The organism is Paracoccus sp. L-17, assembly GCF_056857655.1.
Map to the genome: position 1 here is coordinate 178622 of NZ_JBSXNM010000035.1, position 23997 is coordinate 202618.

Below are 23997 nucleotides of genomic sequence, written 5' to 3' on the forward strand. Positions count from 1 at the left end.
TCCTTCGAAAAAGCGCCGTCGCGTGCCGTAACGTCCGGGGTCCGGCCCGCGTAATGGCGGATATGGCGGTCGGCGAAAGCGACCGCGCCATTCCGGAGGTGCCGCATGAAACCGATCCATCTGATGGCCGCGCTGGTCCTGATGCTGACGCCCCTGATGCTGAAGCCGGCGGCGGCCCTTGCCGGCGAGCAATATGTGGACGCGACGGGACTTGCCGTTTCGGGCTATGATGTCGTGGCCTACCGCGATCTGGAACAGGTGCCGGCGGGCCGGCCCCAGCCCCGGGCCGTGCCAGGGCGCCGCGACATCACCGCCGAATACAACGGTGCCGTCTTCGCCTTTGCCACAGCCGCCAACCGCGACCGGTTCCTGACCGACCCGGCCCGCTACGCGCCCCGATATGACGGACATTGCGCCTATGGCGTCGCCAGGGGCAACAAGGTTCCGGGCAACCCCGATCTGTGGCGCATCGTCGATGACAGGCTGTATCTGAACATCACCCCGGACGTCGCCGGGCTCTGGCAGGCGGACATCCCCGGCAACATCGCCATCGCCGAGGAAAACTGGCCGGCGATCGAGCCCGCGAAAGCCTCGGACCGCGCGATACCCGATTTCACCCCCGATGAGCCGCAGGCAGGTCGGTAACCGCTGTCCGCGCCCTTCGCAGCGCAGCACAGGAAAGGACAAGACCATGACCATGCCCGACATCCAGACCGTCACCGGCGACACCGGAACCGGTTGGCCGCCGCTGAACGCCCGCACCCTGGGGATGATGATGATCGCGGGCGTGGTGGCCACCATGGCCTTCGACCTGTGGGGCCAATTGATCAGTCCGGGACTGGGTCTGGCGGCGTTGTCGCCGCACGGGCTGGCCAAAAGCCTGCTGGGCCGTCTGGGCCTGCCCAATGGCGATTTCGCGGGATATTTCGTGCATTTCTACGGCGTCGGACTGCTGGGCTATCCGATCGGCTGGCTGTTCGTGTTCCGCCCGGTCTGGAACGCCGTCACCGGCGGCCGGGGCGGGGCGCTGCTGGCCTCGGCCGTCTACGGATTCGGGCTGTGGGTCTTTGCCATCGGCGGCATCACCGCGATTGCCGGGCTGCCCTTCTTCCTGAACTTCACCGGGATCACCTGGGTTGCGCTGGTCGGCCACGTCCTTTACGGCATCGTGCTGGTTGCGGTGATGCGGCTGATGCAGCGGGCCTGAACGGGCCGCGCGGATGCCGCCATCAGGGTGGGGGAGATCTGCCGATGTCGTCTGAAGCTCCGCTGGACGGGATCACGGTTCTGGACATGTCGCGGATCCTGGCGGGGCCGACGGCCACTCAGGCGCTGGCCGATCTGGGCGCCGAGGTGATCAAGATCGAACGGCCCGGCATGGGTGATGACACCCGCAAATGGGGTCCGCCCTTCGTCACCGGCGCGGATGGCACGGCAACCGGCGAAAGCGCCTATTACCTTTGCGCCAATCGCGGCAAGCAATCGGTCGCCATCGACATCGCCACGCCCGAGGGCCAGGCGCTGATCGGGCGGCTGGCCGAACGCGCCGACATCCTGGTCGAGAACCTCAAGACCGGCGACATGGCGCGCTACGGGCTGGATTTCGCCAGCCTGTCGCGGCGCAATCCACGGCTGATCTATTGTTCCATCACCGGCTTCGGCCAGACCGGGCCGAACGCGGCGCGGGCGGGATACGATTTCCTGATCCAGGGCGAGGCCGGGATCATGAGCCTGACCGGCGAGGCCGATGGCCGGCCACTGAAGGTGGGCGTCGGCGTGGCCGATGTGATGTGCGGCATGTATGCGCTCAGCGGCATTCTGGCGGCCTTGCAGGCCCGCCACCGCACCGGGCGCGGCCAGCATATCGACCTGAGCCTGTTCGACACGCAGGTGGCCTGGCTGATCAACCAGGGCGTCGGCTATCTGACCGACGGAAAGGTGCCGCCGCGGCGCGGCAACGACCATCCGACCATCGTGCCCTATGGCAGCTTTCCGGCTTCTGACGGGGATTTCATCCTGGCGGTGGGCAATGACGCGCAGTTCCGCCGCTTTGCCGCCGAGGCGGGCGATCCCGCCATGGCCGAGGATCCGCGCTTTGCCACCAACACCGCCCGCGTGACCCATCGCGACCAGCTGATTCCGCGGATCGAGGCGCTGACCCGGATCCGCAGCCGGGCCGACTGGCTGGACAGGATGGCGTCGATCGGCGTGCCCTGCGGGCCGGTGAACGACCTGCGGCAGGTCTTCGAAGGTCCGCAGGTTGCCGCGCGCGAGATGCGCATCAGCCTGCCGCATCCGCTGGCGGGCGCCGGCGCGGTCGAGCTGATCGGCAATCCGCTGAAATTCAGCGACACGCCGGTCCGCTATGGCAACGCACCGCCGCTGTTGGGCCAGCACACGGCCGAGGTTCTGGGCCGGCATCTGGATCTGGACGCCGAGGAACTGCGCGATCTGGAAGCGTCCGGGGCGATCGGGCTGCCCTCGCCCGCATCAGCGCCGTGACCGGACCCGCGACAGGCGCCGACATCATCGGCGCGGCCCTGGCCGGGGCGGGCGCCAGCCGCGCCTTCGGCGTGCCGGGCGGCGAGGTCCTGGCCCTGATCGAGGCGCTGGACCGCGCGGGCGTGGGCTTCACGCTGGTCCGGCACGAGAATGCCGGCGGCTTCTTCGCCGAGGGGCATTGGCACATGACCGGCGATCTGCCGGTGCTGGTGGCGACCCTGGGGCCCGGGGTCGCCAATGCGGTCAATGTCATCGCCAACGCGATGCAGGACCGGGTGCCGCTGATCGTTCTGACCGGCTGCGTCGATGCCGCCGAGGCCGAAAGCTATACCCATCAGGTCCTCGATCATCAGGCGCTGCTGCGTCCGGTGGTCAAGGCCAGCTTTCGCCTGCATCAGGGTGCGGTGGGCGCGGTGATCGCCAAGGCCATCGCCATCGCGACCAGCGGCCAGCCCGGCCCGGTTCATGTCGATGTGCCCATCGGCGTGGCCGAGAACCCCGGCGACGAGGCCCGAGCCGCAACGATTCCGCCCGCCCGCCCCGGCCTGCCGGATGCATCCTCGCTGGCGCGGGCGCAGGCTGCGCTGGCGGGGGCGATGCGGCCGCTGATGATCGCCGGGGTCGATGCGGTGAACGAAGGCGCGGGCCCGACCATTGCCGATTTCTGCCGCGCCCACGGCGTGCCGCTGATCACCAGCTACAAGGGCAAGGGCCTGATGGACGAGGCCGATCCGCTGTCGCTGGGCGGGGCCGGGCTGTCGCCGCGCGCCGACCGGGTGCTGATGCCGCTGATCGCACAGGCCGATGTGATCGTGATGGCCGGCTATGACCCGATCGAGATGCGGGCCGGCTGGCGCGACCCCTGGCGGCCCGACCAGACCGCGATCGAGATCACCCCGGTCGCGCGCGGCCACGGGATGCACCGCATCGACGAATTGCTGATCGGTGCCATCGCACCGACGCTGGCCGCGCTGCGCCACGACGTGGCCACGCCACGCTGGCCTGACGGGGCGCCGGGACAGGCGCGCAGGGCGCTGGAGCGCGCCTTCGATCCGCCGCCGGGCTGGGGGCCGCATCGGGCGTTCCAAAGGCTGCGGCAGCTGCTGCCACCCGAAACGGTGGTGACGACGGATTCGGGCGCGCACCGGATTCTCGCCAGCCAGATCTGGACCTGTCCGGCGCCGCGGCTGATGCTGCAATCCAGCGCGCTTTGCACCATGGCCTGCGCGCTGCCGCTGGCGGCGGGGGCGAAACTGGGCCGGCCGGATACGCCGGTTCTGGCGATCCTGGGCGATGGCGGGCTGGAGATGGGCGCCGGCGACCTGGCCAGCCTGCGCGATCTGGGCCTGCCGGTGATCCTGTGCGTGCTGGTCGATGGCAGCCTGTCGCTGATCGAGATGAAACAGCGCGCCAGCCAGCGCGGCAATCTGGGCGTCGATTTCGCGGGCCGGACCGATTTTCCGGCGCTGGCCCGTGCCTTTGGCGGCCATGGCGCCTGGATCGAGGACGAAGACACGCTGGAGGTCCAGACCCGCGCCGCGCTGGACCGCGACCATTTCAGCCTGCTGGCGCTGCGGATCGGGCCGCGCGCCTATGACGGCGCGTTCTGAACCCGCGCATCGCCCCGCCTGCCCGGCAGCCGCCATCGCAGCATCAGCGCATAGCCCGCAAAGGCCGCCACCGCCCAAACCCAGCCATGCAGGCTGCCCGAGGTGACGCCGCCCATCAGCGCGCCGATATTGCAGCCCGAGGACAACCGCGCACCATAGCCCATCGCCAGCCCGCCCAGTGCCGCGGTGGCGATTTCCCGCCCCGAGACGGTCCAGACCGGACGGAACCGCCCCGCCAGCGAGGCCGCCGCCATCGCCCCCGCGATCAATGCGAGATTGGTGACCGATGTGGCATGGGCCAGCACCGGCTGCGTCAGCTGCGCGCGCCGCCCGCCCGACCAATAGGGCCAGTCCGCGACCGAAAACCCCAGGGCCTGATAGATCTTGGCCCCCCACAGCGCGAAAGCCTCGGTCACGCCCCAGGGCCGGTGCAGGCTCAGAAACATGCCCAGGGCCGCGATGGCCAGGACCAGCGCCCCGAACCAGGCCGGCCAGGGGCCTCGCAGCAGGCGGAACGGCGGCACGGACCGTGACGCCGGGATGGGGCGGCTGCGCTCGGGCAGGCGGCTGAGCCAGGCCAGCGCGGCGCAAAGGCCCAGGCTGATGGCAATGGCGCCGGGGGTGCCGAAGGTTGCCGGCAGCGACAATGCCGGCAGGCGCGGCAGCGACAGCCAGAACGGCACATGGGCGGTGCCCAGCAGCGATCCGGCGATGAAGAAGGCCAGAGTCACGAGCATCCGCGTATTGCCGCCCCCCGCCACAAACAGGGTCCCCGAGGCGCAGCTGCCCGCCAGCGCCATGCCGATGCCGAAGATCGCGGCCCCCGCCAGGAACCCGACCCCGACCGGCACGACCCAGCCCGAGGCGCCGCCGAGGGCAATCAGCGTCAGGCTGACCGGCAGGATCAGCGCCAGAAGCAGCACCTGCGCGCGGACGCCGCTGCCGTCGCCCTGTGTCAGACAGCGCCGCCAGCCTCCGGCAAAGCCGAAGGCTGCGTGATAGAAGGCAAAGCCGCCCAGAAACCCGGCCAGCGCCGCGCCCATGCCCGCGGCCCGCCCCATCATCGCCTGCGAAGCCAGCAGCGCGGCCAGCGCCAGGATGGACAGCAGAAGTGGGGTCTTGTTGGGCATGGCGCCTGTCCCCCGGGGGGCGGCTTCTTGCCGCCGTCCGCAAGTGGTTCGCCCCCTGTATGACAAAAACTGTAACATTCCGGCGGCGGTGTTCGTATAGAACCCCGGATGCGGTGTCATGCAAAGGGGTTGCCGGGCCTCAGGCGCCAGCCACGCGCGATTTTGATCACAGGAGGCCAGCATGGCATCGATGACGGACCTGTCGGGAATGGACGTCACGACCGACGCGCGGCTGGTGCCGCTGTGGGATCGCGTGATCCGCGGCATCCTGTCCCATTCAGCCGCCACCGGAGACGATCTGAACGCGGTAATCGCGGCCGACCGCGACTTTGCGCTGGCCCAGGCGATCCGGGGCCTGTCCTGCCTGATGCTGGGCCGTGCCGAGATGACGCAGACCGCCCACGAGGCAATGGCGCGGGCGCGGACCGCCGCCCGACGCCGCCCGCCGACCCCGCGCGAGGCGGGCTATGTCGCGGCGCTGGAACTTTGGCTGTCGGGCCGGCCCTCGGCCGCCGCCGCGCGGGTCCAGCAGATCCTGGACGACCATCCGCGCGACGCGCTGGCGATGAAGCTGGTCCACGCGATCCATTTCATCATGGGCCGCCCGCAGGCGATGCGCCGCTCGGTCGAGGCGGTGCTGCCACACTGGGAAGATCACCCGGCGCGCGGCTATCTGCTGGGCTGCCATGCCTTCACGCTGGAAGAGACCGGCGAATACGCCGCCGCCGAGGCGGCCGGAAAGCACGGGGTGGACCTGGCTCCGGACGATGCCTGGGGGCTGCACGCGGTGGCCCATGTCCATGACAGCACGGGACGCGCGCGCGAGGGGCTGGATTGGCTGACGGGGCGCGAATCGTCCTGGGCGCATTGCAACAATTTCCGCTTCCATGTCTGGTGGCACCGGGCGCTGATGTATCTGGATCTGGGCGATTTCGACGCCGCGCTGGATCTGTACGACCGCGAGGTCCGGTCCGAGCGGACCGACGATTACCGCGACATCTCGAACGCGGCCTCGCTGCTGTCGCGGCTGGAGATCGAGGGCGTCGATGTCGGCCGCCGCTGGGACGAACTGGCCGATCTGTCCGAAAAACGTTCCAGCGATGGCAGCCTGGCCTTCGCCGACCTGCATTATCTGCTGTCGCTGATCGGCGGCGGGCGCGACGAGGCCGCGGCCGGGCTGGTCGCGCGCATGGCCAGCGCCCGTGCGAGCGAGGGCGAGGCGGCGGCGATTCTTGCCGATCCGGGGCAGCGGATCGCGGCCGGCCTCCAGGCCTTCGGCAGCGGCAGCTACGCACGCGCCTGGCTGAACCTGCGCGGCGCCGCGCCGGAATTGCAACGGATCGGCGGCAGCCATGCGCAGCGCGACGTGTTCACCCGGCTGACGATCGAATCGGCGCTTCTGGGCGGCTATCCGGATGCGGCCGAACAGATGCTGCACGAACGCCGCCGATTGCGCGGAGGCTTCGAGGATGGCTATACCCGGCGCAGGCTGGATCTGCTGAACGCCGCGCGCGAACGGGCGGTCTGACCGCGCCGCCGCCGCCCGGCCATCCGACATCCGACGGAGAATCCCGACCATGACCGCCCCGCCGCCTGCCGCTGCCATCCAGCCCGCCGCCCGGCCCGCCACCCCGTCCGCGGGTTCCGCCGATGCCGACCGTTCGCAGGCGCTGGCCCTGTCCGGCACGCCGGCCAGGGCGCGCGATCCACGGCTGGATTTCTTTCGCGGCCTCGGGATGTATATCATCCTGATCGCCCATATCCCCGGCAATCCCTGGACCCTGTGGATTCCCGCCCGTTTCGGTTTTTCGGACGCGACCGAGATCTTTGTCTTCTCGTCGGGCATGGCCTCGGCCATGGCCTTCGGCGCGGTTTTCGCCCGGGCCGGGATGGCACTGGGCGCATTGCGTGTCGCACACCGGGTCTGGCAGGTCTATTGGGCCCATACCGGGGTTTTCGTGGTCACGCTGTTCTGCATGGTGGCGCTGAACATGACCGGCTGGTTCGAAAGGGATTACGTCGGCGCGCTGAACCTTTATCCGTTCCTGAACGATCCGGGGCCGAATCTGGTCGGGCTGCTGACGCTGACCTATGTGCCCAATTACTTCGACATCCTGCCGATGTATCTGGTCATTCTGGCGCTGATCCCCGTGATCATCGGGCTGGCGCGGATTCACGTCGCGCTGGCAATGGCGGCCTCGGTGGCGCTGTGGATGGCGGGTTCGCTCAAGGGGGTCGGACTGCCGGCGGAATTGTGGTTCCAGCCCCCCAGCGACCGGCAATGGTTCTTTGACCCCTTCGCCTGGCAGCTCGTGTTCTTTACCGGCTTTGCCTTCATGTCGGGCTGGCTGCCCGCGCCGCCTGTCAGGGGCTGGCTGATCGCGCTGGCCATCGTTGTGATCGTGGCGACGGTTCCCTTTGCCTGGTTCCGGATCATCGGCGTCTCGGATTTCGTGCGCGAGTGGCGCGACGAGTGGAAAATCCTGATCGACAAGACCCATTTCGGGCTGCTGCGCTATGTCCATTTCCTGGCGCTGGCCTATCTGGCCTGGATCGCGGCCGGGCCGGGCGGCGCAAGGCTGTCTGGCGGGCGGTTCCGAAACGGGATCGTCGGCGTCGTGCGCAAGGTCGGGCAGCAATCGCTGGCGGTGTTCATGTCGTCGATGGTGCTGGCGCGGCTGCTGGGGGTGATGCTGGATCTGCTGGGCCGGAACCTGGCCAGCGTGGCGCTGGTCAACCTGCTGGGGGCCGCGATCATCACCGCCATCGCCTATTTCGTCGGCTATCTGAAGCGGCAGCCCTGGCGGCAGCCGGCGGGGAAGACCGCGCCGGCCAGGGTTCAGGCCGGCGGGCATGGCGCCGGCGCCGCTATCGCGGCGGCGCGGCCATGATCCGGCGGCAGATCGGGCTGCTGATTTCGCTGGTGATGCTGGCGCTGGCGCTGCCGGGTCTGGCGCGGGCCGGATGCGCCGACCGGAAGGCGGCCTGCCAGGTTCAGGCGGGCGCGGTTTCAGGCAGCTATCATCTGGTCCTGCCCGGGGGCGAGGCGCCGCCCGGTGGCTGGCCGGCGGTGGTGATGCTGCATGGCTGGGGCAGTGACGGATCCGGGATCCTGGCCATGTCCGGGGTGGTTCGCGAGCTGACCGGGCGTGGCTATGCGGTGATCGCCCCGGATGGCAGCCCGCGCGAGGGGCGCGACGGGCGGCAATGGCTGTTTCCGCGCCAGGGGCGCGCGGCTGGCCGTGACGAGGGCGCGTTCCTGCGCGCCGTGGCCAACGATGCCGCCCGCCGCCAGGGCCTGAACCGGGCGCGGATGGTTCTCGCGGGATTTTCGGTCGGCGGCTCGATGGTCAGTTACGTGGCCTGCGACACGCCCGGCAGTTTCGCCGCCTATGCCCCGGTCGGCGGCAGTTTCTGGCGACCGATGCCGCGCGCCTGCGCCGGTCCGGTGCGGCTGTTCCACACCCATGGCTGGCGCGACGGCACCGTCCCGCTGGAGGGTCGCGCGGTCGGTGGCGGCACGGCGGTGCAGGGCGATGTCTTCGCCGCCATGGCGATCTGGCGCGCGGCGAACCGCTGCCCGCGCAGCCAGCCCGACGGTTTCGCGGGCGATCCGTCGTTCCAGATCCGGCGGTGGAGCGATTGCGCGCCCGGCGCATCGCTGGTCCTCGCGCTGCATCCGGGCGGCCATGTGGTGCCGAAGGGCTGGGCGACGGCGATGCTGGACTGGTTCGAGGCCGGGCCGTGACCGACCGGCCCTGATCGCGCGGGCGGACAGGACGGACCAGCCGATGCCGTCGCCGGATGTCGTGCCGGTGCCTGCCTGGATGCCGTGGCAACCGATCCTGCGCAGCACCTGCCGGACCGGTTCCTGTTGCAGGCGGCGCGCCGGACCGGGACCGGCTGCGATTGCCACGGCCCGATCGGACGACGCCCCGCGCGGCGATCAGCGGCCCAGCAGCAGTGCGGGCTCGGCGCGGCCTGCGATTCCGGCGGGCGCCTGATAGACACAGCCCTGCCCCGCATCCGGTGCCTCGATTCCCTGCCGCGCGGTGGTGACGAACAGGGTCGCGAAATCCGGCCCGCCGAACGCGGGACAGGATGCGTGCCGCCCGCCCACCGCGATGGCCCGATCGAAGCTGCCATCGGGGCGATAGCGGGCCACGCGCCCGGCGCCCCACTGCGCGTTCCAGACCCCGCCCTGGGCATCGGTCTGGGCGCCGTCGGGGTTCAGTCCTTCCGCGGCAAGATCGGCGAAGACTTCGGGCGCGCCATCGGGCCAGCCCTGCGCATCCAGCGCGACCGTCATGATCCGGCCGGTCGGGGTATCGGCGAAATAGGCGCGGCGTCCATCCGGGGCGAAACAGATCGCATTGGGGATGGTGATCGCGGTGAACAGCGGCGCGACCGCCCCCCGGTAATAGCGATAGATCGCCCCCGCCCCCGGTTCGGCCCGCTTGCCCATGGTCGAGACCCAGAACCCGCCCATCGGATCGGCCCGTCCGTCATTGCAGCGCGTCGCAGCGTTGTCGGCCTCGATTCCGGCCAGCGGCTCGTGCGCGCCGCTGGCGATGTCGAAAAGCCGCAGCCCGGTCTCGGTTGAAATCGCCAGCGTGTCGGCATCGACCCAGGCGGCGGCGGCGGCCATCTGGCCGATCGGCCATTCCCGCGCGCCCTGCGCGTCGCGGCTGAGCAGCCGTCCGTCGAGGATGTCGAACCAGAACAGCTGACCGCGCAGCGGGTGCCACAAAGGTCCTTCGCCCAGAAAACAGGCGCGGCCATCAAGGATCCCCGCCGTCATGCCGCGCACGCCCCGTCAAAGCGGGCTATCAGCTCGCGCGCCCTCGCGGCGACGGTCGCGGCGCTGTCGCCGGGCTTGTAGAGCGCCGATCCGATCCCGTATCCGGCGGCACCGGCGCGGTGCCAATCGGCCATGTTGTCGGCCGAGACGCCGCCCACCGCGAACAGCGGCACCTCCGGCGGCAGCACGGCGCGCATTGCGCGCAGTCCCGCCGGGCCGATCAGTTCGCCGGGAAACAGCTTCAGACCGTCCGCCCCTGCGGCCAGCGCGGCAAAAGCCTCGGTCGGGGTCATCACGCCGGGAAAGCTGTCCATCCCGGCGGCCTTGCTGGCCGCGATCACCGCCGGATCGCAATTGGGCGAGACGATCAGCCGCGCGCCGGTCGCGGCCACCTCGCGCACCTGACCGGGGGTCAGCACCGTGCCCGCGCCGATCAGCGCATCCGACCCGTAGGCCGTGACCATGCGGGCGATGCTGTCCAGCGGTTCGGGCGAGTTCAGCGGCACCTCGATCCGGGTCACGCCCGCCTCGATCAGTGCCCCGGCCACGGGCAGCGCCTCGGTCGGGGTGATTCCGCGCAGGATGGCGATCAGGGGGCGGCTCATGGCTGGGCTCCGGTGTCATGGGAAATTTCCAGGCTGTGGCGCGCGGCAAAAAGCCCGGCGAGGGTCAGATATTCGGCGTCATGGACGGTGGCGGCGATCCCGCGGGTCGCCAGCGCCCGGGCATAAAGGGGGCTGAGCACGCGGCTGCCGATCAGCGCCACCGTTCGGCCCGCCCACAGATCGCGCGTCGCGGCCAGTTCCCAGCCGATCAGCAGCCCGGACAGACGCGAGGCAGCGGTCGCGGGGGCGAGATCGTTCAGCAATGCCCCGGCCCGCAGACCGAACAGCGCGCCATAGGCCGCGGCCGGATCGGTCAGCGCCGCCTGACAGGCCGCGTCGAAGGCGGCCATGTCGTCACCTCCCGCGCCCAGCATGTGCCGCAGGATCGAACGATGGGCGAGCAGATCGAAGATCTCGCCGGTCATGCAGCTGCGGAAACAGGCAACGCGCCCGCCCGCAATCGTGACCCATTTGGTATGGGTCCCCGGCAGGCAGACCGCGCCGTCGAAATCCGGATCGCGCAGGCTCAGGCCGGCAATCTGGGTTTCCTCGCCGCGCATCACGTCGGGCGGGCTGTCCTGACGCAGGCCGCAGGCGATGAAGACCGGCCGCGCGGCGTGCCCCGGCACCCTGACCAGCCGCGGCCGCGCCGGACAGGGCACCGGCGTATAGGGCGCCTCGAACCAGCCCTGGCGCGCGCCGACCATGCCGCAGGCGACGACCGGGGCCACCCCCCATCCCCGCAGCGCCGATTCCAGCACCGGGCCGAATTCCGAGGGCGCCAGACGGCCCATCCCCTGATCCGAGACACGGCGATCCAGCACCCGGTCGCCATTCATGGCCCACAGCCGCAGATGCGTCGTGCCCCAATCGGCGGCGATCCAGTCGGGGTTGGCGTGGCTCATGCCCTTTCTCCTTCGATCACCCGGATCCGCTGTGGAAAGGTCCATGGCAGGGTGACGCCGCGCCGCATCAGCGCCTGACCGCTGGCCGTGACCGGCCCGGCCTTCAGCGCCGGCAGCCCGCGCGAAAGCCGCGTGCCCTGCCCGGTATCAAGCAAGCGTAGCCGATAGCGGGCATCCGGCTGCAGCCCGGCAAGCCGCAGCGGCCGGGGCAGGATCGGCGCCGAACTGGCCATCTGCGCGGCGAAGGCCACGAAGCGGCGGCCGTCGCGGGCCAGTTGCATTTCGGCCAGAACGGCCGGATCGGCGCTGTCCAGCCGCAGGATATCGGCCTCCATCCGCCAGTCGCGACCCGCCTTCCACCACGCGGTCACGTCGCGCAGCACCCGCGCCTCGTCATCGGTCAGTTCGCGCGGGTCCATCTCGAATCCCATGTGCCGCTGGGCCGCGGTCCAGGCGCGGGTGTGGATGTCGATCTCGCGCCCCGACGTGTGGCAGATGCGGGGGCCGACATGGCTGCCGGTGACGCAGGCGGGCAGGAACAGCGCTGCGTCGTGCTGGATGCGCAGCCGTTCCAGCGCGTCATTGCTGTCCGACAGCCAGACCCGTGCGGCGCGTTCGAGAATGCCGAAATCGATCCGCCCCCCGCCCGAGGCGCAGCTTTCGAATTCGACGCCCGGATGGGCCGCACGCAGCCGGTCCAGCACGTCATAAAGTCCGCGCGCCTGCGCCGCGTCCGTATGCGGCAGCACCCGGTTATGATCCCATTTCACATAGCCGATCGCGTGAGCCGAAAGAACGGCGTCGACGGCTGCGAAAAGATGGTCGCGGACCACGGGCCGCGACAGGTCCAGCACGCATTGGCCGCGGCCCTCGATCTGATCCCCGGCCCCGAGGATCCAGTCGGGATGGGCGCGCGCCAGTTCGCTGTCGCGGTTGGCCATCTCGGGTTCGAACCAGAGGCCGAAATCCATGCCCAGCCCGCGCACATGCGCGATCAGCGGACCCAGCCCGTCGGGATACTTGCGCGGATCGACCTGCCAGTCTCCGAGGCTGGTCGTGTCGTCGTCGCGCCGGCCGAACCAGCCGTCATCCAGCACGAATCGTTCCGCGCCAAGCGCGGCGGCGCGGCTGGCGATGTCTTTCAGCGCGGCCAGATCGTGATCGAAATAGACTGCCTCCCAGCAATTATAGTGGACCGGGCGCGGGCGGGCCTGCGGCGCGCGGGCGCGCAGATACCGCTGGAACGCCACCGCGCAGCCGTTCGAGCCCTGATCCGAAAAGGCCGCGTAAAGCGTCGCGGTGCGAAAATGCCGTCCCGGCCCCGGCTCGGCGCCCGAAGCGTGGCCGAACTGGATCTGGCGGCGGCCGTCTGGCAATTCCTCGGCCAGCATCCGGTGCCCGCCCGACCAGGCGTAATGGAAGGCGCGGGTCTCGCCCGTGGTCTTGGCGGCGCCGCGGTCGGGCAGGATCAGGCCGGGGAAATGTTCGTGCCCGGTGCGGCCGGTATGATTGTCGCGCACGCGCTGGCCGGGGCGCCAGGCTGACGTCGCGATCTGGAATTCGCCGCACCAGCGGCCGGAAATTTCCAGCATCTCGTCGGCCAGTTGCGGGCCCGGAAAGACCGGCGCGGCCAGCCAGTGCAGGATGATCGGCCGATCGCTGTCGATTTCGGCCTGCGCCGCGACCAGACCTGTATCCGCGTCCAGCGCAAAGCTGGCGCGATAGCCGATGCCGGTGGCCGCGCAACGATAGGACAGCGCCAGCCGCCCTTCGGCCGTCTCGTCGCCCTGAAGGCGGAAGGCGGGGCGCAGCGGGCGGCCCTGCAGATCGCGCGCGATCAGCCCCGGCTCGCCCGGGAAGCTTTGCGAGGCTTCCGGGCAGATCGACAATTCGGGCAGCCGATCCAGCATCCCGCCGGTGACATCGGCCAACCCCGAGCGGGCCAGCGCCGCCAGATCCTCGTCCGGCGGCAGGGGCGCGCCCCAATAGACGATCTCGGGCAGGCGGGCGTCGCGGCTGGCCAGGACCAGGCTTTGCCGCGCATCGTCCAGCGACCAGGTTCGGATCATTACTTCACCGCCCCCAGCGTCAGCCCCGCGATGAAGTGTTTCTGCATCAGAAAGAACATCGCCACCGGCGGCAATGCGGCCAGGATCGATCCGGCCGAAACCAGTTGCCAGGCCGCCACCCATTGCCCGTTCAGCGATTGCAGTCCGGCGGTGATCGGCTGCGTGCCGGCCCCGGTCGTCAGCACCGTTGCCCAGAAATAATCGTTCCAGATGAAGGTGAAGACCAGCACCGACAGGGCCGCGATGGCGGGCCGCACCAGCGGCAGCACGACATGCCAGAAGATCTGCCATTCGCTGACGCCCTCGACGCGGGCGGCCTCGATCAGTTCGCGCGGCAGCGCCTTGATGAAATTGCGCATGAACAGCGTGCAGAACCCGGTCTGGAAGGCAATGTGGAACAGCGCCAGCCCGGTAATGGTATTGTATAATCCCATCGTCACCGTCAGGTCGCGCACCGGAACCATCAGGATCTGGAAGGGCACGAAATTGCCCGCCACGAAGAGGAAGAAGACGATCAGGTTGCCCCTGAACCTGTAGACCGCCAGCGCATAGCCGGTCAGGCAGGACAGCGCCACCGCCCCGATCACCGTCGGGATCGTCACCCGGAAAGAATTCAGCATGTAGCTGGCGAAGGGCGAATTGCGGAACACGTCGAGATAGTTCGAAAACGCCAGGTAGGACGGCACCCCGAAATAATTGCCCTGCGCCAGATCGCTTGAGGGACGGACCGAGGTCAGGGCCACGCCCAGCAGCGGCAGAAGCCACAGGATCAGCATCACCGGCAATGCGATCTGGTAGGTGGTCCGCGCGGCCGGGCTCATGGACTGGACGGGTCTGGGAAACATCTCAAAGCCCCTTTTCGTCGCGCCACATCTTCCAGATGAAGCCCGAGATGAAGATCATCATGATCGCGAACAGGACCACCGCGATGGCCGCGCCGTATCCCATGCGATAGCCGTATTCCGACAGCGCCTGTTCATACATGTAGAAGGACAGCACCCGCGACGATCCGAACGGTCCGCCATCAGTCATGATCGACACCAGATCGAAGCTGCGCAGGGCGCCGATGACGGTCACCACGACGGCGATGAAGGTCGCTGGCCGAAGCTGCGGCAGCACCACGTACCACAGCATCTTCAGCCCCTTGGCGCCGTCCAGCCGGGCGGCCTCGATCTGGTCGGGGGCGACCGCGTTCAGGCCGGTCAGATACAGGATCATGCAATAGGCGATCTGCGGCCAAAGACCTGCGGCGATGATGCCGTAGGTCACGGTATCGGGGTTGGCAAGCACCGCCACGCCCTCGCCGCCGAACCATTTCGTCATCTCGAAGAACAGCCCGAAACCGGGCGCGTAGAACCACGAGAAGATCAGGCCGACCACGACCTGCGAAATCACGAAGGGAAAGAAGAACAGCGATTTGTAGATGCGGATGCCGCGCACGGTCTGGTTCAGAAACAGCGCAATGGCCAGGCCGGCCGGGATCGCCAGCATGTACAGGACCAGCCAGATCACGTTGTTCTTGAGGCTGGTGTAGAAGGCCGGATCGCCCCACAGCTCGGCATAGTTGGAAAGTCCCGTCCAGACCTTCGGGCTGAGCCCGTCCCAGTCGAAGAACGAGATCCGGATCGACTGGCCGATCGGGATGATGACATAGACCAGGAACATGATCGCGCCGGGGGCCAGGAACAGCCAGGGCGCCAGCTTGCGCCCCAGCCTGCGGCGGCGCGGCGCGGGCGGGCCATTTGGCGGCAGCGCGGCGGCGGGCGAGACGGTCATCGTCGCACTCCTCGGATCAGGAAGGGGGGAAAGGCGGGCGGCACCCGGTTCCGGGAACCGCCCGCCACGCGCAGGATCAGTTCTTGTAGACGCGCTGGCGGACCGATTCGAGCCGTTCCAGGATCGCGTCCAGACGGTCGGGATAGGCCATGAATTCCTGGAATCCCTCCATCCCGGCCTTGGCCATCTGCGCTGGCGCGTCGCGGTCGAAGAACTGGGCGATGCCGCCCTCGGCGGTGGACAGCACCTCGAAGCCCTGTTTCAGGAACGGATCGTCCCCCACGGTCGAATTGACGTTGATCGGCAACTGGCCCAGCGTTTCGTTCATCGCGGTCTGCACATCGGCGCGCGCCACATAGGCCAGGAATTTCTTGGCATCCTCGACGTTCTTGGCGCCTGCCGGGATGTGGATCGTGTCCGTCGGCGCCTCTTCGGCACGCGGGATGCCCGGCGTGATCTCGGGAAAGTCCATGAAGCCCAGCGTCTCGTCCGTCATCCCGCCATCGCGGAAGGTGGCGACGGCGAAATTGCCCATGACGTAGTTCGCGGCCTTGCCCTGCACGATGTTGGACACCGCGTCCTGCCAATCGATCGCGGCGACGTTGGGCGTGGTATAGGGCAAAACCCTGGCCCATTCGGCAAAGACCTTGCGCACGCGGTCGTCGGTCCAGGGAATCTCGCCGTTGGTCAGCTGCATGTGGAAATCGTAGCCGTTCGTGCGCAGGTTGAGATAGTCGAAGATTCCGGCGGCGGGCCACAGCGCCTTGGTCCCGGTGGTCAGGCAATCGACGCCGACTTCCTTGAACTTCTCGCAATTCGCGATGAAGTCGTCCCAGGTCTTGGGCACCTCGACGCCGGCCTGCTTGTAGACATCCTTGTTGTAGTAGATGCCCCACTGGTAATAGGTGTAGGGCACGCCCCATTGCTTGTCGTCGATGGTCATCGACGACAGCGCCGGCGCCAGCGATTCCTTCAGCCCGTTCTCCTCCCAGACATCCGAGACATCGGTGAACTGTCCGGCATTGACGAAGGGCGCCATGCGGTTGCCTGCATACCAGTTGGCCAGATCCGGGCTGTCGGCGGTCAGGAAGTTGCGGATCGCGGTCTTGTAGCCTTCGTGATCGAAGGTGTTGACCGTGACCTTCACATCGGGGTTTTCCTCCTCGAACCCCTTTACCAGTTGCTCGAAGGCGGCCTTGGGTGCCGGATCGGAGGCATCGGTGAACAGGGTCAGATCGCGTTGCTGGGCCATGGCGGGCAAGGCAAGCGCGGCCATCAGCGCCGTCAGCGCGGTGGTTCTTGGCATCGTCATTCGGGTCTCCTCCCCATTTTCGCCGGTAAAACAGCCAGCATCTTGTCTCACATGCTGGAACTTGATTTTACATATTGAAATGCTGCCGCGAATCTCTCATCCTGTCAACAGCCCTGAGGAGGAGTCATGAACAAGGCGATTGCGGCGCCCGACAGCACGGACGGCACGGTCGGGCGCACGCTGGCGGTGCTGGATCGCGTGGCCGAATTCGGCCGGCCGGTGCGCTTTGCCGAATTGCTGCCCGTATCCGGCCTGCCCAAGGCCACGCTGTACCGCTTTCTCCGGACCCTGACGAAGCAGGGGATGCTGGCCTTCGATGCCGATCGCCAGACCTATGCGCCGGGCCTGCGCCTGGTGCGGCTGGCTCATGCGGCCTGGTCGCAAAGCGCGCTGGCGCCGATCGCGGCGTGCCATCTGGACCAGCTTTCGCATCTTACCGGCGAGACGCTGCATCTGGCGCAGCTGGATCAGGGCATGGTGCTGTATGTGGACAAACGCAACGCCGCCCGCCCGGTCGAGATGTTCTCGCAATCGGGCAAGGTCGGGCCGGCCTATTGCACCGGCGTCGGCAAGGCGATGCTGGCCTTTCTGCCCGAACCCGCCCTGCGGGACGCGCTGGCCCGGCAAAGCTTTCACCGCTTCACCGACAAGACGCACAGGAATGCCGAAAGCCTCTGCGCCGAGCTGCGCGACATCCGCGCATGCGGCATCGCCTGGGACAACGAGGAACACGAACCCGGCATCCGCTGTATCGCCGCGCCGATCCTGTCGCCGCAGGGCCGGGTGCTGGGCGCGCTGTCGATCACCTCGGGCCAGCGCGCCGAACATGACCGGCTGGAACGCCACGTCCCGCTGATCCTGGACACGGCGGACAAGATTGCGAAAGCCGCCAGCGACTGGCGCTTTCCGGAACAGAAGCGGCCCGGCTGAAGGCGGGTTCGCGGAACAAGGGAGGACGGACCCCGTGAGCGGAGTCGGACTGGAAAAGATCGTCAAGAAATTCGGCGATGCCGAGGTCATCCACGGCGTCGATCTGCAGGTCGAGCCGGGCGAGTTCTGCGTCTTCGTCGGCCCTTCGGGCTGTGGCAAGTCCACGCTGCTGCGGATGATCGCCGGGCTGGAAGAGACGACGGGTGGTGCGATCCGCATCGGCGGACGCGACGTGACCGGCGCCGAGCCGGCCGATCGCGGCATCGCAATGGTGTTTCAGACCTATGCCCTCTATCCGCACATGACAGTGGCCGAAAACATGGGTTTCGGGCTGAAGATGAACGGCCATCCGCGGACCGAGATCGCCGCCAAGGTGCAGGAGGCGGCGCAGATCTTGAAGCTGGAACCGCTGCTGGATCGCAAGCCTGCGGCCTTGTCGGGCGGCCAGCGTCAGCGCGTCGCCATCGGCCGGGCCATCACCCGCGGCCCCGAGGTGTTCCTGTTCGACGAGCCGCTGTCGAACCTGGATGCCGAATTGCGCGTCGAGATGCGGGCCGAGATCGCCCGCCTGCACCGCGAGATCGGCGCGACGATGATCTATGTCACCCATGACCAGGTCGAGGCGATGACGATGGCCGACAAGATCGTCGTCCTGCGCGCGGGCAATATCGAACAGGTCGGCCGGCCGATGGACCTGTATGATGATCCCGACAACCGCTTCGTGGCGGGTTTCATCGGCTCGCCCTCGATGAATTTCATGGAAGGGCGGGTCAAGGACGGCGAGATCGCGATCCCGACCATGCGCCGCAGCATCCCCAGCCCTGTCGCTCTGCCGGCCGAGGGGACCGCGGTAACGGTCGGCCTGCGCCCGGAATTCCTGAAGATCGACGGCGGCGACAGCCTGAGCGTCGACATGGTCGAGGCGCTTGGCGGCGTCTCCTACGTCCATGCCTCGGCCGAGAACGGCGAAAAACTGGTCATCGAGGATCGCGACAAGGTCGCCGTCCGGATCGGCGACGCGATCGGCGCGGGCTTCGATCCCGCCTGCGCGCTGATCTTCGATGCCCAGACCGGTCAGCGGCTGCGCTGATGTCGCTGGCCATCGGTCTTGTCGGACTGGGCGCCATTGCCCGTGCCCAGCACCTGCCCGCCATCGCCGCGACCGGCGGCGTGCATCTGGCCGCCATCGCCAGCCGCAACGCCAGCCTGCCGGATTGCCCCTCCTACCCCGATCTGGCCGCGATGCTGGCGGCCGAACCCGGCCTTGCGGCGGTGTCGTTGTGCACGCCGCCACAGGGACGGTTCGATCAGGCGATGCAGGTCCTGCGCGCGGGGCGGCATCTGATGCTGGAAAAACCCCCTGCCGCGACCCTGACCGAGGCCGAGATCCTGCGCGACGAGGCCGGACGGCGCGGGCTGACGATCTTCGCCACCTGGCACAGCCGCGAGGGTCGTGCGGTGGACGCCGCGCGCCGCTGGCTGTCGGTCCGCAAGGTGCGGCAGGTCCGCATCGACTGGCGAGAGGATGTGCGCAAATGGCATCCCGGTCAGGACTGGATCTGGCAGCCGGGGGGGCTGGGCGTCTTCGATCCCGGCATCAACGCGCTGTCGCTGCTGACGACGTTGATGGCAGACCCGGTGATCCTGCGCGCGGCCGGCCTGGACATTCCCGAGGGCCGCCAGACCCCGATCGCGGCGCAGCTTGCGCTGTCCGCCGGAGCGGTTGCGATCGATGCCGAGTTCGACTGGCGCGAACAAGGCGGGGAAACCTGGCAGATCGGCTTCGAGACCACGAACGGCACCGCCTGCCTGCGTGACGGCGGCGCGGTCTTCGAGGCCGACGGAAAGCCGGCCATCGGCGGCGAGGACGTGGAATATCGCCGGCTCTACGAGGGCTTTCGCGACCTTGTCGCCGCTGGCAGAAGCGCGGTCGATCTGGCTCCGCTGCGGCTGGTCGCGGATGCGTTCCTCTGTGGCAGACGCCGCCTCGTCGCACCCTTCGACGAGACCGGGCATGGCTGAACCGGCCTGCACCATTGCGTTGCCCTCGGGCCTTTCCGCGACGATCCTGCCCCATGGCGCGACGCTGGCCAGCCTGCGCGTTCCGGGCCCGGACGGCCATCCCGGCGAGGTGCTGATCGGCCCACCCCGGCCGGCCGATCACCGCGGGGAACGCCTGTTCCGGGGCAGCAGCATCGGCCGCTATGCCAATCGCATCGGCGGCGCCGGCTTCATGCTGGACGGCCGGCAGGTTAGGCTGGACGCGAACGAGGGCGCGAATACGCTGCATGGCGGCGCCGAGGGTTTCGACCGGCGCGACTGGCAGGTCCTGGATCGCGGCCCGCGCTCGGTCGTTCTGGGTCTCGACAGCCCGGACGGCGATCAGGGCTTTCCGGGCGCGTTGCAGGCACGGGCGGACTTTGCGCTGGACGATCCCGGCAGCCTGACGGTGACCTATCGCGCGACGGTCACCGTCCCATGCCCGGTTTCGCTGACCTCGCACGGGTTCTTCAACCTCGCGGGCGGCGGGCCGGTCCGGGACCACCGGCTGCGCGTCGCCGCCAAACGCTATCTGCCCGTGGATGCGGCGCTGATCCCCAAAGGCGCGGCCCGGCCCGTCGCGGGCACCCGCTTCGACTTTCGCGATTTTCGCCCGCTGCCCGGACCGGACGAGCCGGGCCTGGACCATTGCCTCTGCCTCGATCACGGGCCGGGCCTGCGCCCGGTGGCGTGGCTGGAGGATCGCGCCTCGGGGCGGGCGATGCGGCTTTCGACCGACCAGCCGGGCTTGCAGGTCTTTCTGGCCCGATTGCCCGCCGCCGAGGCCCTGTGCCTGGAGCCGCAGGCCTGGCCCGACGCGCCCAACCGCAACGACTTTCCCGACGCCATCCTGCGGCCGGGACAGATCTATACCAACACCATCCGGCTGGATTTCACCGCGAGGCTTTCATGAAAATCACCACCATCGAGACATTCATCGTGCCGCCGCGCTGGTGCTTTGTGAAGATCTGCACCGATGAAGGGATTTCGGGCTGGGGTGAACCGGTGCTGGAAGGCCGCGCCGCCACCGTCGCCGCCTGCGTCGAGGAATTGTCCGACTATCTGATCGGCCGCGATCCGGGCCATATCCAGGACCACTGGACGGTGATGTATCGCGGCGGCTTCTATCGCGGCGGCGGCATCCACATGTCGGCCATCGCCGGGATCGACCAGGCGCTGTGGGACATCAAGGGCAAGGCACTTGGGGTGCCGGTCCACGCGCTGCTGGGCGGGCGGCAGCGCGACCGGATCCGGGTCTATAGCTGGATCGGCGGAGACCGGCCGGGCGACACCGCGCGCATGGCGCGCGAATGCGGCGATCGCGGCTTTACCGCGGTCAAGATGAACGGCACCGAAGAGATGCAGTTCATCGACAGCCATGCCAGGATCGACGCCGTTCTGGCCCGCGTGCAGGCGATCCGCGACGAGATGGGCCCCGATTTCGGCATCGGCGTGGATTTTCACGGTCGCGTCCATCGCCCCATGGCCAAGCAGCTTGCACGCGAGCTGGCGCCCTTCAATCTGATGTTCATCGAGGAACCCGTGCTCAGCGAACATGCCGAAGCGCTGCGCGAGATCGCCAATCATTGCGCAACCCCGATCGCGCTTGGCGAACGGCTTTACAGCCGCTGGGACTTCAAGCAGATCCTGCATGGCGGCTATGTGGACATCATCCAGCCCGATCCCAGCCATTCGGGCGGCATCACCGAAACCTACCGGATTGCCGCCATGGCCGAAGCGCATGACGTGGCGCTGGCGCTGCATTGTCCGCTGGGGCCGATCGCGCTGGCCGCAAATCTGCAACTGGATGCGGTCTGCTACAACGCCTTCATCCAGGAACAATCGCTGGGCATCCACTACAACAAGGGATCGGATTTGCTGGATTATTTGACGAATCCCGGCGTCTTCGACTATCGCGACGGCTTCGTCGCCATCCCCGACGGCCCCGGCCTGGGCATCGAGGTCAACGAAGACCGGGTCCGGCAGGAAGCGGCCGGGGGGCATCGCTGGCGCAATCCGATCTGGCGCCACGCCGATGGCAGTTTCGCGGAGTGGTAGGCATGAGAGAGATCCGCACCCTGAACGCCGGCTGGCGCTTTGCGCCCGGGTTCGACAAGGCCCATATCGCGGCGTCGATGGCGGGCACACCGGTCACCCTGCCCCACAACGCCGCCGATCTTCCGCTGAACTATTTCGACGAGGGCGATTTTCAGCGCCCCTTCACCTATCAGCGCCAGATCGCCTGGGAACCGGCCTGGCAGGGCCGGATCGTCAGGCTGCGCTTCGACGCGGCGATGGCCGATGCCACGGCCTGGGTGAACGGGGTGCGGGTCGCGCGGCACCGCGACGGCTATACGCCCTTCACCGTCGATCTGACCGGCTGTTTCGATGGCGGCTCAGCCTTGGTGACGGTGCGAATCGACGGATCGGAAAATCCGGAAATCCCGCCTTTCGGCGGGCGCATCGACTATCTCACCTATGCCGGGATCTATCGCGATGTCTGGCTGGAGGTGCTGCCCGAACGCCACATCGCCGCCGTCAAGATCGAGACGCCCGAGGTGCTGGCCGACGGCAAGACGGTCCTTGCCCGGATCGAGGTCACGCAGCCGGGCCCGGTGGAGGCGGTGCTGTCGGACGCGTCCGGCCGCCAGATCGCGCATGCCACCGGCCAGGGCGAGATCCGCCTTGCGGGGCTGGAAGGCATCACGCTGTGGTCGCCCGATACGCCCGCGCTTTACACGCTGACGCTGTCCCTGCCCGACAGCGGCGACCGCCTCAGCCAACGCTTCGGCTTTCGCGACGCGCGCTTCACGCCCGAGGGGTTCTTTCTGAACGGCGCGCGCGTCATCCTGCGCGGACTGAACCGGCATCAGAGCTTTCCCTATTCCGGCTACGCGCAGGGCAGGCGCAGCCAGCAGCGCGACGCCGAAATCCTGCGCTTCGATCTGGCCTGCAACATCGCGCGCACCTCGCACTACCCGCAAAGCCCGTGGTTCCTGGACCGCTGCGACGAAATCGGGCTGATGGTCTTCGAGGAAATTCCCGGCTGGCAGCATATCGGCGGGCCCGGCTGGCAGGATGAATCGGTGCTGAACGTGGAAAGGATGATCAGGCGCGACTGGAACCATCCCTCGATCGTGATCTGGGGCGTACGCATCAACGAAAGCCCTGATGCAGAGGATTTCTATCGCCGCACCAACGCGCTGGCGCGCGATCTGGACCCGACCCGGCCGACCGGCGGCGTTCGCTGCATCCCCGACAGCCAGCTTCTGGAAGACGTCTATACGATGAATGATTTCATCCTCGGCGATTTCGAGACGCCCTTTTCGAACCGGCCGCGCACCGCGCTGCGCGATCAGCAGGAGGTCACCGGCCTGCCCGCCCGAGTGCCCTATCTGGTGACCGAATATAACGGGCACATGTTTCCGACCAAGGCGGGCGATCCCGAACATCGCCAGCACGAACACGTCCTGCGCCATCTCGAGGTGCTGGATGCGGCTCACGACCCGGCCGCGGGACTGGCCGGCTGCATCGGCTGGTGCATGTTCGATTACAATACCCACAAGGATTTCGGTGCCGGCGACCGGATCTGCCATCACGGCGTGATGACGATCTTCCGCGAGCCGAAATTCGCCGCCCATGCCTATGCCAGCCAGCGCGACCCCGGGGACGGCATCGTGATGGAGCCCGTCACCGTCTGGGCGCGCGGCGAGCGCAATATCGGCGGCGTTCTGCCGCTGATCGTGCTGACGAATTGCGACGAGGTGGAATTGTCCCATGCCCGCGTGACCAGGCGTGTCAGCCCCGACCGCGAGCGGTTCCCGCATCTGCCCCACCCGCCGGTGATCATCGACCACCGCCATTTCTCGGCCGAGGAACTGGGCGATTGGGGCGAAAGCTGGCATTCGGGCCTTTTGCGCGGCTATCGCGACGGCGAGCTGGTGGCCGAACGTCACTTTCCCGCAGGAGCGGTGTTCGACCGGCTGGTTCTGGCCGCGGACGTGACCGAAGCCGCCGCCGATCCCAGCGACGAGATCCGGGTGATCGTCCGCGCGCTGGATCAGGCTGGCAACCGGCTGCATTTCCTGAACGAGCCGGTCTTTCTGGACCTCGCCGGTCCGGCCCGGTTGATCGGTCCGGCCTGCCCGGTGCTGCAAGGCGGCAGCACCGGCTCCTGGCTGCGCCCGACTGGCGAGACCGGCACCATCCGGCTTGACGCAAGGCTGCGAGACAAGACGGCCTCGGTCCTTGTCACGCTGCGCTAGGCGAACCGGCCCCGACCGGCCAGCGATCGGCAGGGCTGCCGAGCGCAATCTG

General features: G+C 68.3%; 21 protein-coding genes. 13 read left to right on the forward strand and 8 right to left on the reverse strand.

Annotated elements, in window-relative coordinates; translation table 11 throughout:
• The first annotated feature begins 123 nt into the window (after positions 1-123).
• The 4 genes from AC13CR_RS08665 to AC13CR_RS08680 are packed head-to-tail and all read left to right on the forward strand — an operon-like array spanning position 124 to position 4112.
• Positions 124-645, forward strand: a complete 522-nt coding sequence (locus tag AC13CR_RS08665; RefSeq protein WP_292950879.1) for a YHS domain-containing (seleno)protein — start codon at positions 124-126, stop codon at positions 643-645.
• A 46-nt stretch (positions 646-691) separates the two neighbouring features.
• The gene (locus tag AC13CR_RS08670) at positions 692-1207 is read left to right on the forward strand and encodes a hypothetical protein (RefSeq protein WP_292950820.1); all 516 of its coding nucleotides are present in this window, start codon (positions 692-694) and stop codon (positions 1205-1207) included.
• 44 nt (positions 1208-1251) lie between these two features.
• Positions 1252-2502 (forward strand): CaiB/BaiF CoA transferase family protein, encoded by a 1251-nt coding sequence (locus AC13CR_RS08675; protein WP_292978673.1) that lies wholly within the window; start codon positions 1252-1254, stop codon positions 2500-2502.
• Positions 2499-4112 carry a thiamine pyrophosphate-binding protein gene (locus AC13CR_RS08680; RefSeq protein WP_446233519.1) on the forward strand — a complete coding sequence of 538 codons (1614 nt, stop codon included), beginning with the start codon at positions 2499-2501 and terminating at the stop codon, positions 4110-4112. The genes AC13CR_RS08675 and AC13CR_RS08680 overlap by 4 nt, the downstream gene beginning before the upstream one ends.
• Here AC13CR_RS08680 and AC13CR_RS08685 read toward each other — a convergent pair.
• Positions 4094-5242 carry a YeeE/YedE family protein gene (locus AC13CR_RS08685; RefSeq protein ID WP_446232475.1) on the reverse strand — a complete coding sequence of 383 codons (1149 nt, stop codon included), beginning with the start codon at positions 5240-5242 and terminating at the stop codon, positions 4094-4096. The genes AC13CR_RS08680 and AC13CR_RS08685 overlap by 19 nt on opposite strands.
• Before the next feature lie 190 nt (positions 5243-5432).
• Here AC13CR_RS08685 and AC13CR_RS08690 point away from each other — a divergent pair, with 190 nt between their 5' ends.
• The 3 genes from AC13CR_RS08690 to AC13CR_RS08700 are packed head-to-tail and all read left to right on the forward strand — an operon-like array spanning position 5433 to position 8990.
• Positions 5433-6770 (forward strand): tetratricopeptide repeat protein, encoded by a 1338-nt coding sequence (locus AC13CR_RS08690; RefSeq protein WP_446232479.1) that lies wholly within the window; start codon positions 5433-5435, stop codon positions 6768-6770.
• A 49-nt stretch (positions 6771-6819) separates the two neighbouring features.
• Positions 6820-8133: an OpgC family protein gene (locus tag AC13CR_RS08695; RefSeq protein WP_446236298.1), complete on the forward strand. Its 1314-nt coding sequence runs from the start codon at positions 6820-6822 to the stop codon at positions 8131-8133.
• Positions 8130-8990 carry a CE1 family esterase gene (locus AC13CR_RS08700; RefSeq protein ID WP_292950810.1) on the forward strand — a complete coding sequence of 287 codons (861 nt, stop codon included), beginning with the start codon at positions 8130-8132 and terminating at the stop codon, positions 8988-8990. The genes AC13CR_RS08695 and AC13CR_RS08700 overlap by 4 nt, the downstream gene beginning before the upstream one ends.
• Before the next feature lie 198 nt (positions 8991-9188).
• Here the strand turns inward: AC13CR_RS08700 and AC13CR_RS08705 are convergent, their stop codons facing one another.
• The 7 genes from AC13CR_RS08705 to AC13CR_RS08735 all read right to left on the reverse strand — a co-directional run bounded on the left by AC13CR_RS08705 (position 9189) and on the right by AC13CR_RS08735 (position 16710).
• Complete coding sequence (locus AC13CR_RS08705; protein ID WP_292950808.1) at positions 9189-10043, reverse strand: SMP-30/gluconolactonase/LRE family protein; 855 nt, start codon at positions 10041-10043, stop codon at positions 9189-9191.
• On the reverse strand, positions 10040-10648 hold the full coding sequence (locus tag AC13CR_RS08710; RefSeq protein ID WP_292950806.1) for a 2-dehydro-3-deoxy-6-phosphogalactonate aldolase: 609 nt from the start codon (positions 10646-10648) through the stop codon (positions 10040-10042). Before AC13CR_RS08710 ends, AC13CR_RS08705 begins: the two co-directional genes overlap by 4 nt.
• Positions 10645-11553 (reverse strand): 2-dehydro-3-deoxygalactonokinase, encoded by a 909-nt coding sequence (locus AC13CR_RS08715; protein ID WP_292950804.1) that lies wholly within the window; start codon positions 11551-11553, stop codon positions 10645-10647. The genes AC13CR_RS08710 and AC13CR_RS08715 overlap by 4 nt, the downstream gene beginning before the upstream one ends.
• A complete protein-coding gene (locus AC13CR_RS08720) occupies positions 11550-13622 on the reverse strand; it encodes an alpha-galactosidase (RefSeq protein ID WP_292950802.1) in 2073 nt (690 codons plus the stop codon). Before AC13CR_RS08720 ends, AC13CR_RS08715 begins: the two co-directional genes overlap by 4 nt.
• Positions 13622-14467, reverse strand: coding sequence for a carbohydrate ABC transporter permease (locus AC13CR_RS08725; RefSeq protein ID WP_292950800.1), 846 nt, complete (start codon positions 14465-14467; stop codon positions 13622-13624). Before AC13CR_RS08725 ends, AC13CR_RS08720 begins: the two co-directional genes overlap by 1 nt.
• Before the next feature lies 1 nt (position 14468).
• Positions 14469-15398: a carbohydrate ABC transporter permease gene (locus AC13CR_RS08730; RefSeq protein WP_292950798.1), complete on the reverse strand. Its 930-nt coding sequence runs from the start codon at positions 15396-15398 to the stop codon at positions 14469-14471.
• Between the two features lie 76 nt (positions 15399-15474).
• Entirely contained in the window at positions 15475-16710 is a 1236-nt protein-coding gene (locus tag AC13CR_RS08735) for an ABC transporter substrate-binding protein (protein ID WP_446233125.1), read from the reverse strand.
• Positions 16711-16836: 126 nt separating this feature from the next.
• Between AC13CR_RS08735 and AC13CR_RS08740 the strand changes: the two genes are divergently transcribed.
• The 6 genes from AC13CR_RS08740 to AC13CR_RS08765 are packed head-to-tail and all read left to right on the forward strand — an operon-like array spanning position 16837 to position 23945.
• On the forward strand, positions 16837-17640 hold the full coding sequence (locus tag AC13CR_RS08740; RefSeq protein WP_292950794.1) for an IclR family transcriptional regulator: 804 nt from the start codon (positions 16837-16839) through the stop codon (positions 17638-17640).
• Between the two features lie 34 nt (positions 17641-17674).
• The gene (locus AC13CR_RS08745; RefSeq protein WP_292950792.1) at positions 17675-18730 is read left to right on the forward strand and encodes an ABC transporter ATP-binding protein; all 1056 of its coding nucleotides are present in this window, start codon (positions 17675-17677) and stop codon (positions 18728-18730) included.
• Entirely contained in the window at positions 18730-19662 is a 933-nt protein-coding gene (locus AC13CR_RS08750; RefSeq protein ID WP_292950790.1) for a Gfo/Idh/MocA family protein, read from the forward strand. Before AC13CR_RS08745 ends, AC13CR_RS08750 begins: the two co-directional genes overlap by 1 nt.
• Positions 19655-20593, forward strand: a complete 939-nt coding sequence (locus AC13CR_RS08755; RefSeq protein ID WP_482900905.1) for an aldose epimerase family protein — start codon at positions 19655-19657, stop codon at positions 20591-20593. The genes AC13CR_RS08750 and AC13CR_RS08755 overlap by 8 nt, the downstream gene beginning before the upstream one ends.
• On the forward strand, positions 20590-21738 hold the full coding sequence (dgoD, locus tag AC13CR_RS08760) for a galactonate dehydratase (protein WP_292950786.1): 1149 nt from the start codon (positions 20590-20592) through the stop codon (positions 21736-21738). The genes AC13CR_RS08755 and dgoD overlap by 4 nt, the downstream gene beginning before the upstream one ends.
• Positions 21739-21740: 2 nt before the next feature.
• Positions 21741-23945, forward strand: a complete 2205-nt coding sequence (locus AC13CR_RS08765; RefSeq protein ID WP_482900906.1) for a glycoside hydrolase family 2 protein — start codon at positions 21741-21743, stop codon at positions 23943-23945.
• Positions 23946-23997 lie beyond the last annotated feature (52 nt).

Coding starts and splice junctions, on each gene's coding strand:
- AC13CR_RS08665 (WP_292950879.1), top strand. CDS start 124: ATGGCCGCGCTGGTCCTGATGCTGACGCCCCTGATGCTGAAGCCGGCG.
- AC13CR_RS08670 (WP_292950820.1), top strand. CDS start 692: ATGACCATGCCCGACATCCAGACCGTCACCGGCGACACCGGAACCGGT.
- AC13CR_RS08675 (WP_292978673.1), top strand. CDS start 1,252: ATGTCGTCTGAAGCTCCGCTGGACGGGATCACGGTTCTGGACATGTCG.
- AC13CR_RS08685 (WP_446232475.1), bottom strand. CDS start 5,242: ATGCCCAACAAGACCCCACTTCTGCTGTCCATCCTGGCGCTGGCCGCG.
- AC13CR_RS08690 (WP_446232479.1), top strand. CDS start 5,433: ATGACGGACCTGTCGGGAATGGACGTCACGACCGACGCGCGGCTGGTG.
- AC13CR_RS08695 (WP_446236298.1), top strand. CDS start 6,820: ATGACCGCCCCGCCGCCTGCCGCTGCCATCCAGCCCGCCGCCCGGCCC.
- AC13CR_RS08700 (WP_292950810.1), top strand. CDS start 8,130: ATGATCCGGCGGCAGATCGGGCTGCTGATTTCGCTGGTGATGCTGGCG.
- AC13CR_RS08705 (WP_292950808.1), bottom strand. CDS start 10,043: ATGACGGCGGGGATCCTTGATGGCCGCGCCTGTTTTCTGGGCGAAGGA.
- AC13CR_RS08710 (WP_292950806.1), bottom strand. CDS start 10,648: ATGAGCCGCCCCCTGATCGCCATCCTGCGCGGAATCACCCCGACCGAG.
- AC13CR_RS08715 (WP_292950804.1), bottom strand. CDS start 11,553: ATGAGCCACGCCAACCCCGACTGGATCGCCGCCGATTGGGGCACGACG.
- AC13CR_RS08720 (WP_292950802.1), bottom strand. CDS start 13,622: ATGATCCGAACCTGGTCGCTGGACGATGCGCGGCAAAGCCTGGTCCTG.
- AC13CR_RS08725 (WP_292950800.1), bottom strand. CDS start 14,467: ATGTTTCCCAGACCCGTCCAGTCCATGAGCCCGGCCGCGCGGACCACC.
- AC13CR_RS08730 (WP_292950798.1), bottom strand. CDS start 15,398: ATGACCGTCTCGCCCGCCGCCGCGCTGCCGCCAAATGGCCCGCCCGCG.
- AC13CR_RS08735 (WP_446233125.1), bottom strand. CDS start 16,710: ATGACGATGCCAAGAACCACCGCGCTGACGGCGCTGATGGCCGCGCTT.
- AC13CR_RS08740 (WP_292950794.1), top strand. CDS start 16,837: ATGAACAAGGCGATTGCGGCGCCCGACAGCACGGACGGCACGGTCGGG.
- AC13CR_RS08750 (WP_292950790.1), top strand. CDS start 18,730: ATGTCGCTGGCCATCGGTCTTGTCGGACTGGGCGCCATTGCCCGTGCC.
- AC13CR_RS08755 (WP_482900905.1), top strand. CDS start 19,655: ATGGCTGAACCGGCCTGCACCATTGCGTTGCCCTCGGGCCTTTCCGCG.
- dgoD (WP_292950786.1), top strand. CDS start 20,590: ATGAAAATCACCACCATCGAGACATTCATCGTGCCGCCGCGCTGGTGC.
- AC13CR_RS08765 (WP_482900906.1), top strand. CDS start 21,741: ATGAGAGAGATCCGCACCCTGAACGCCGGCTGGCGCTTTGCGCCCGGG.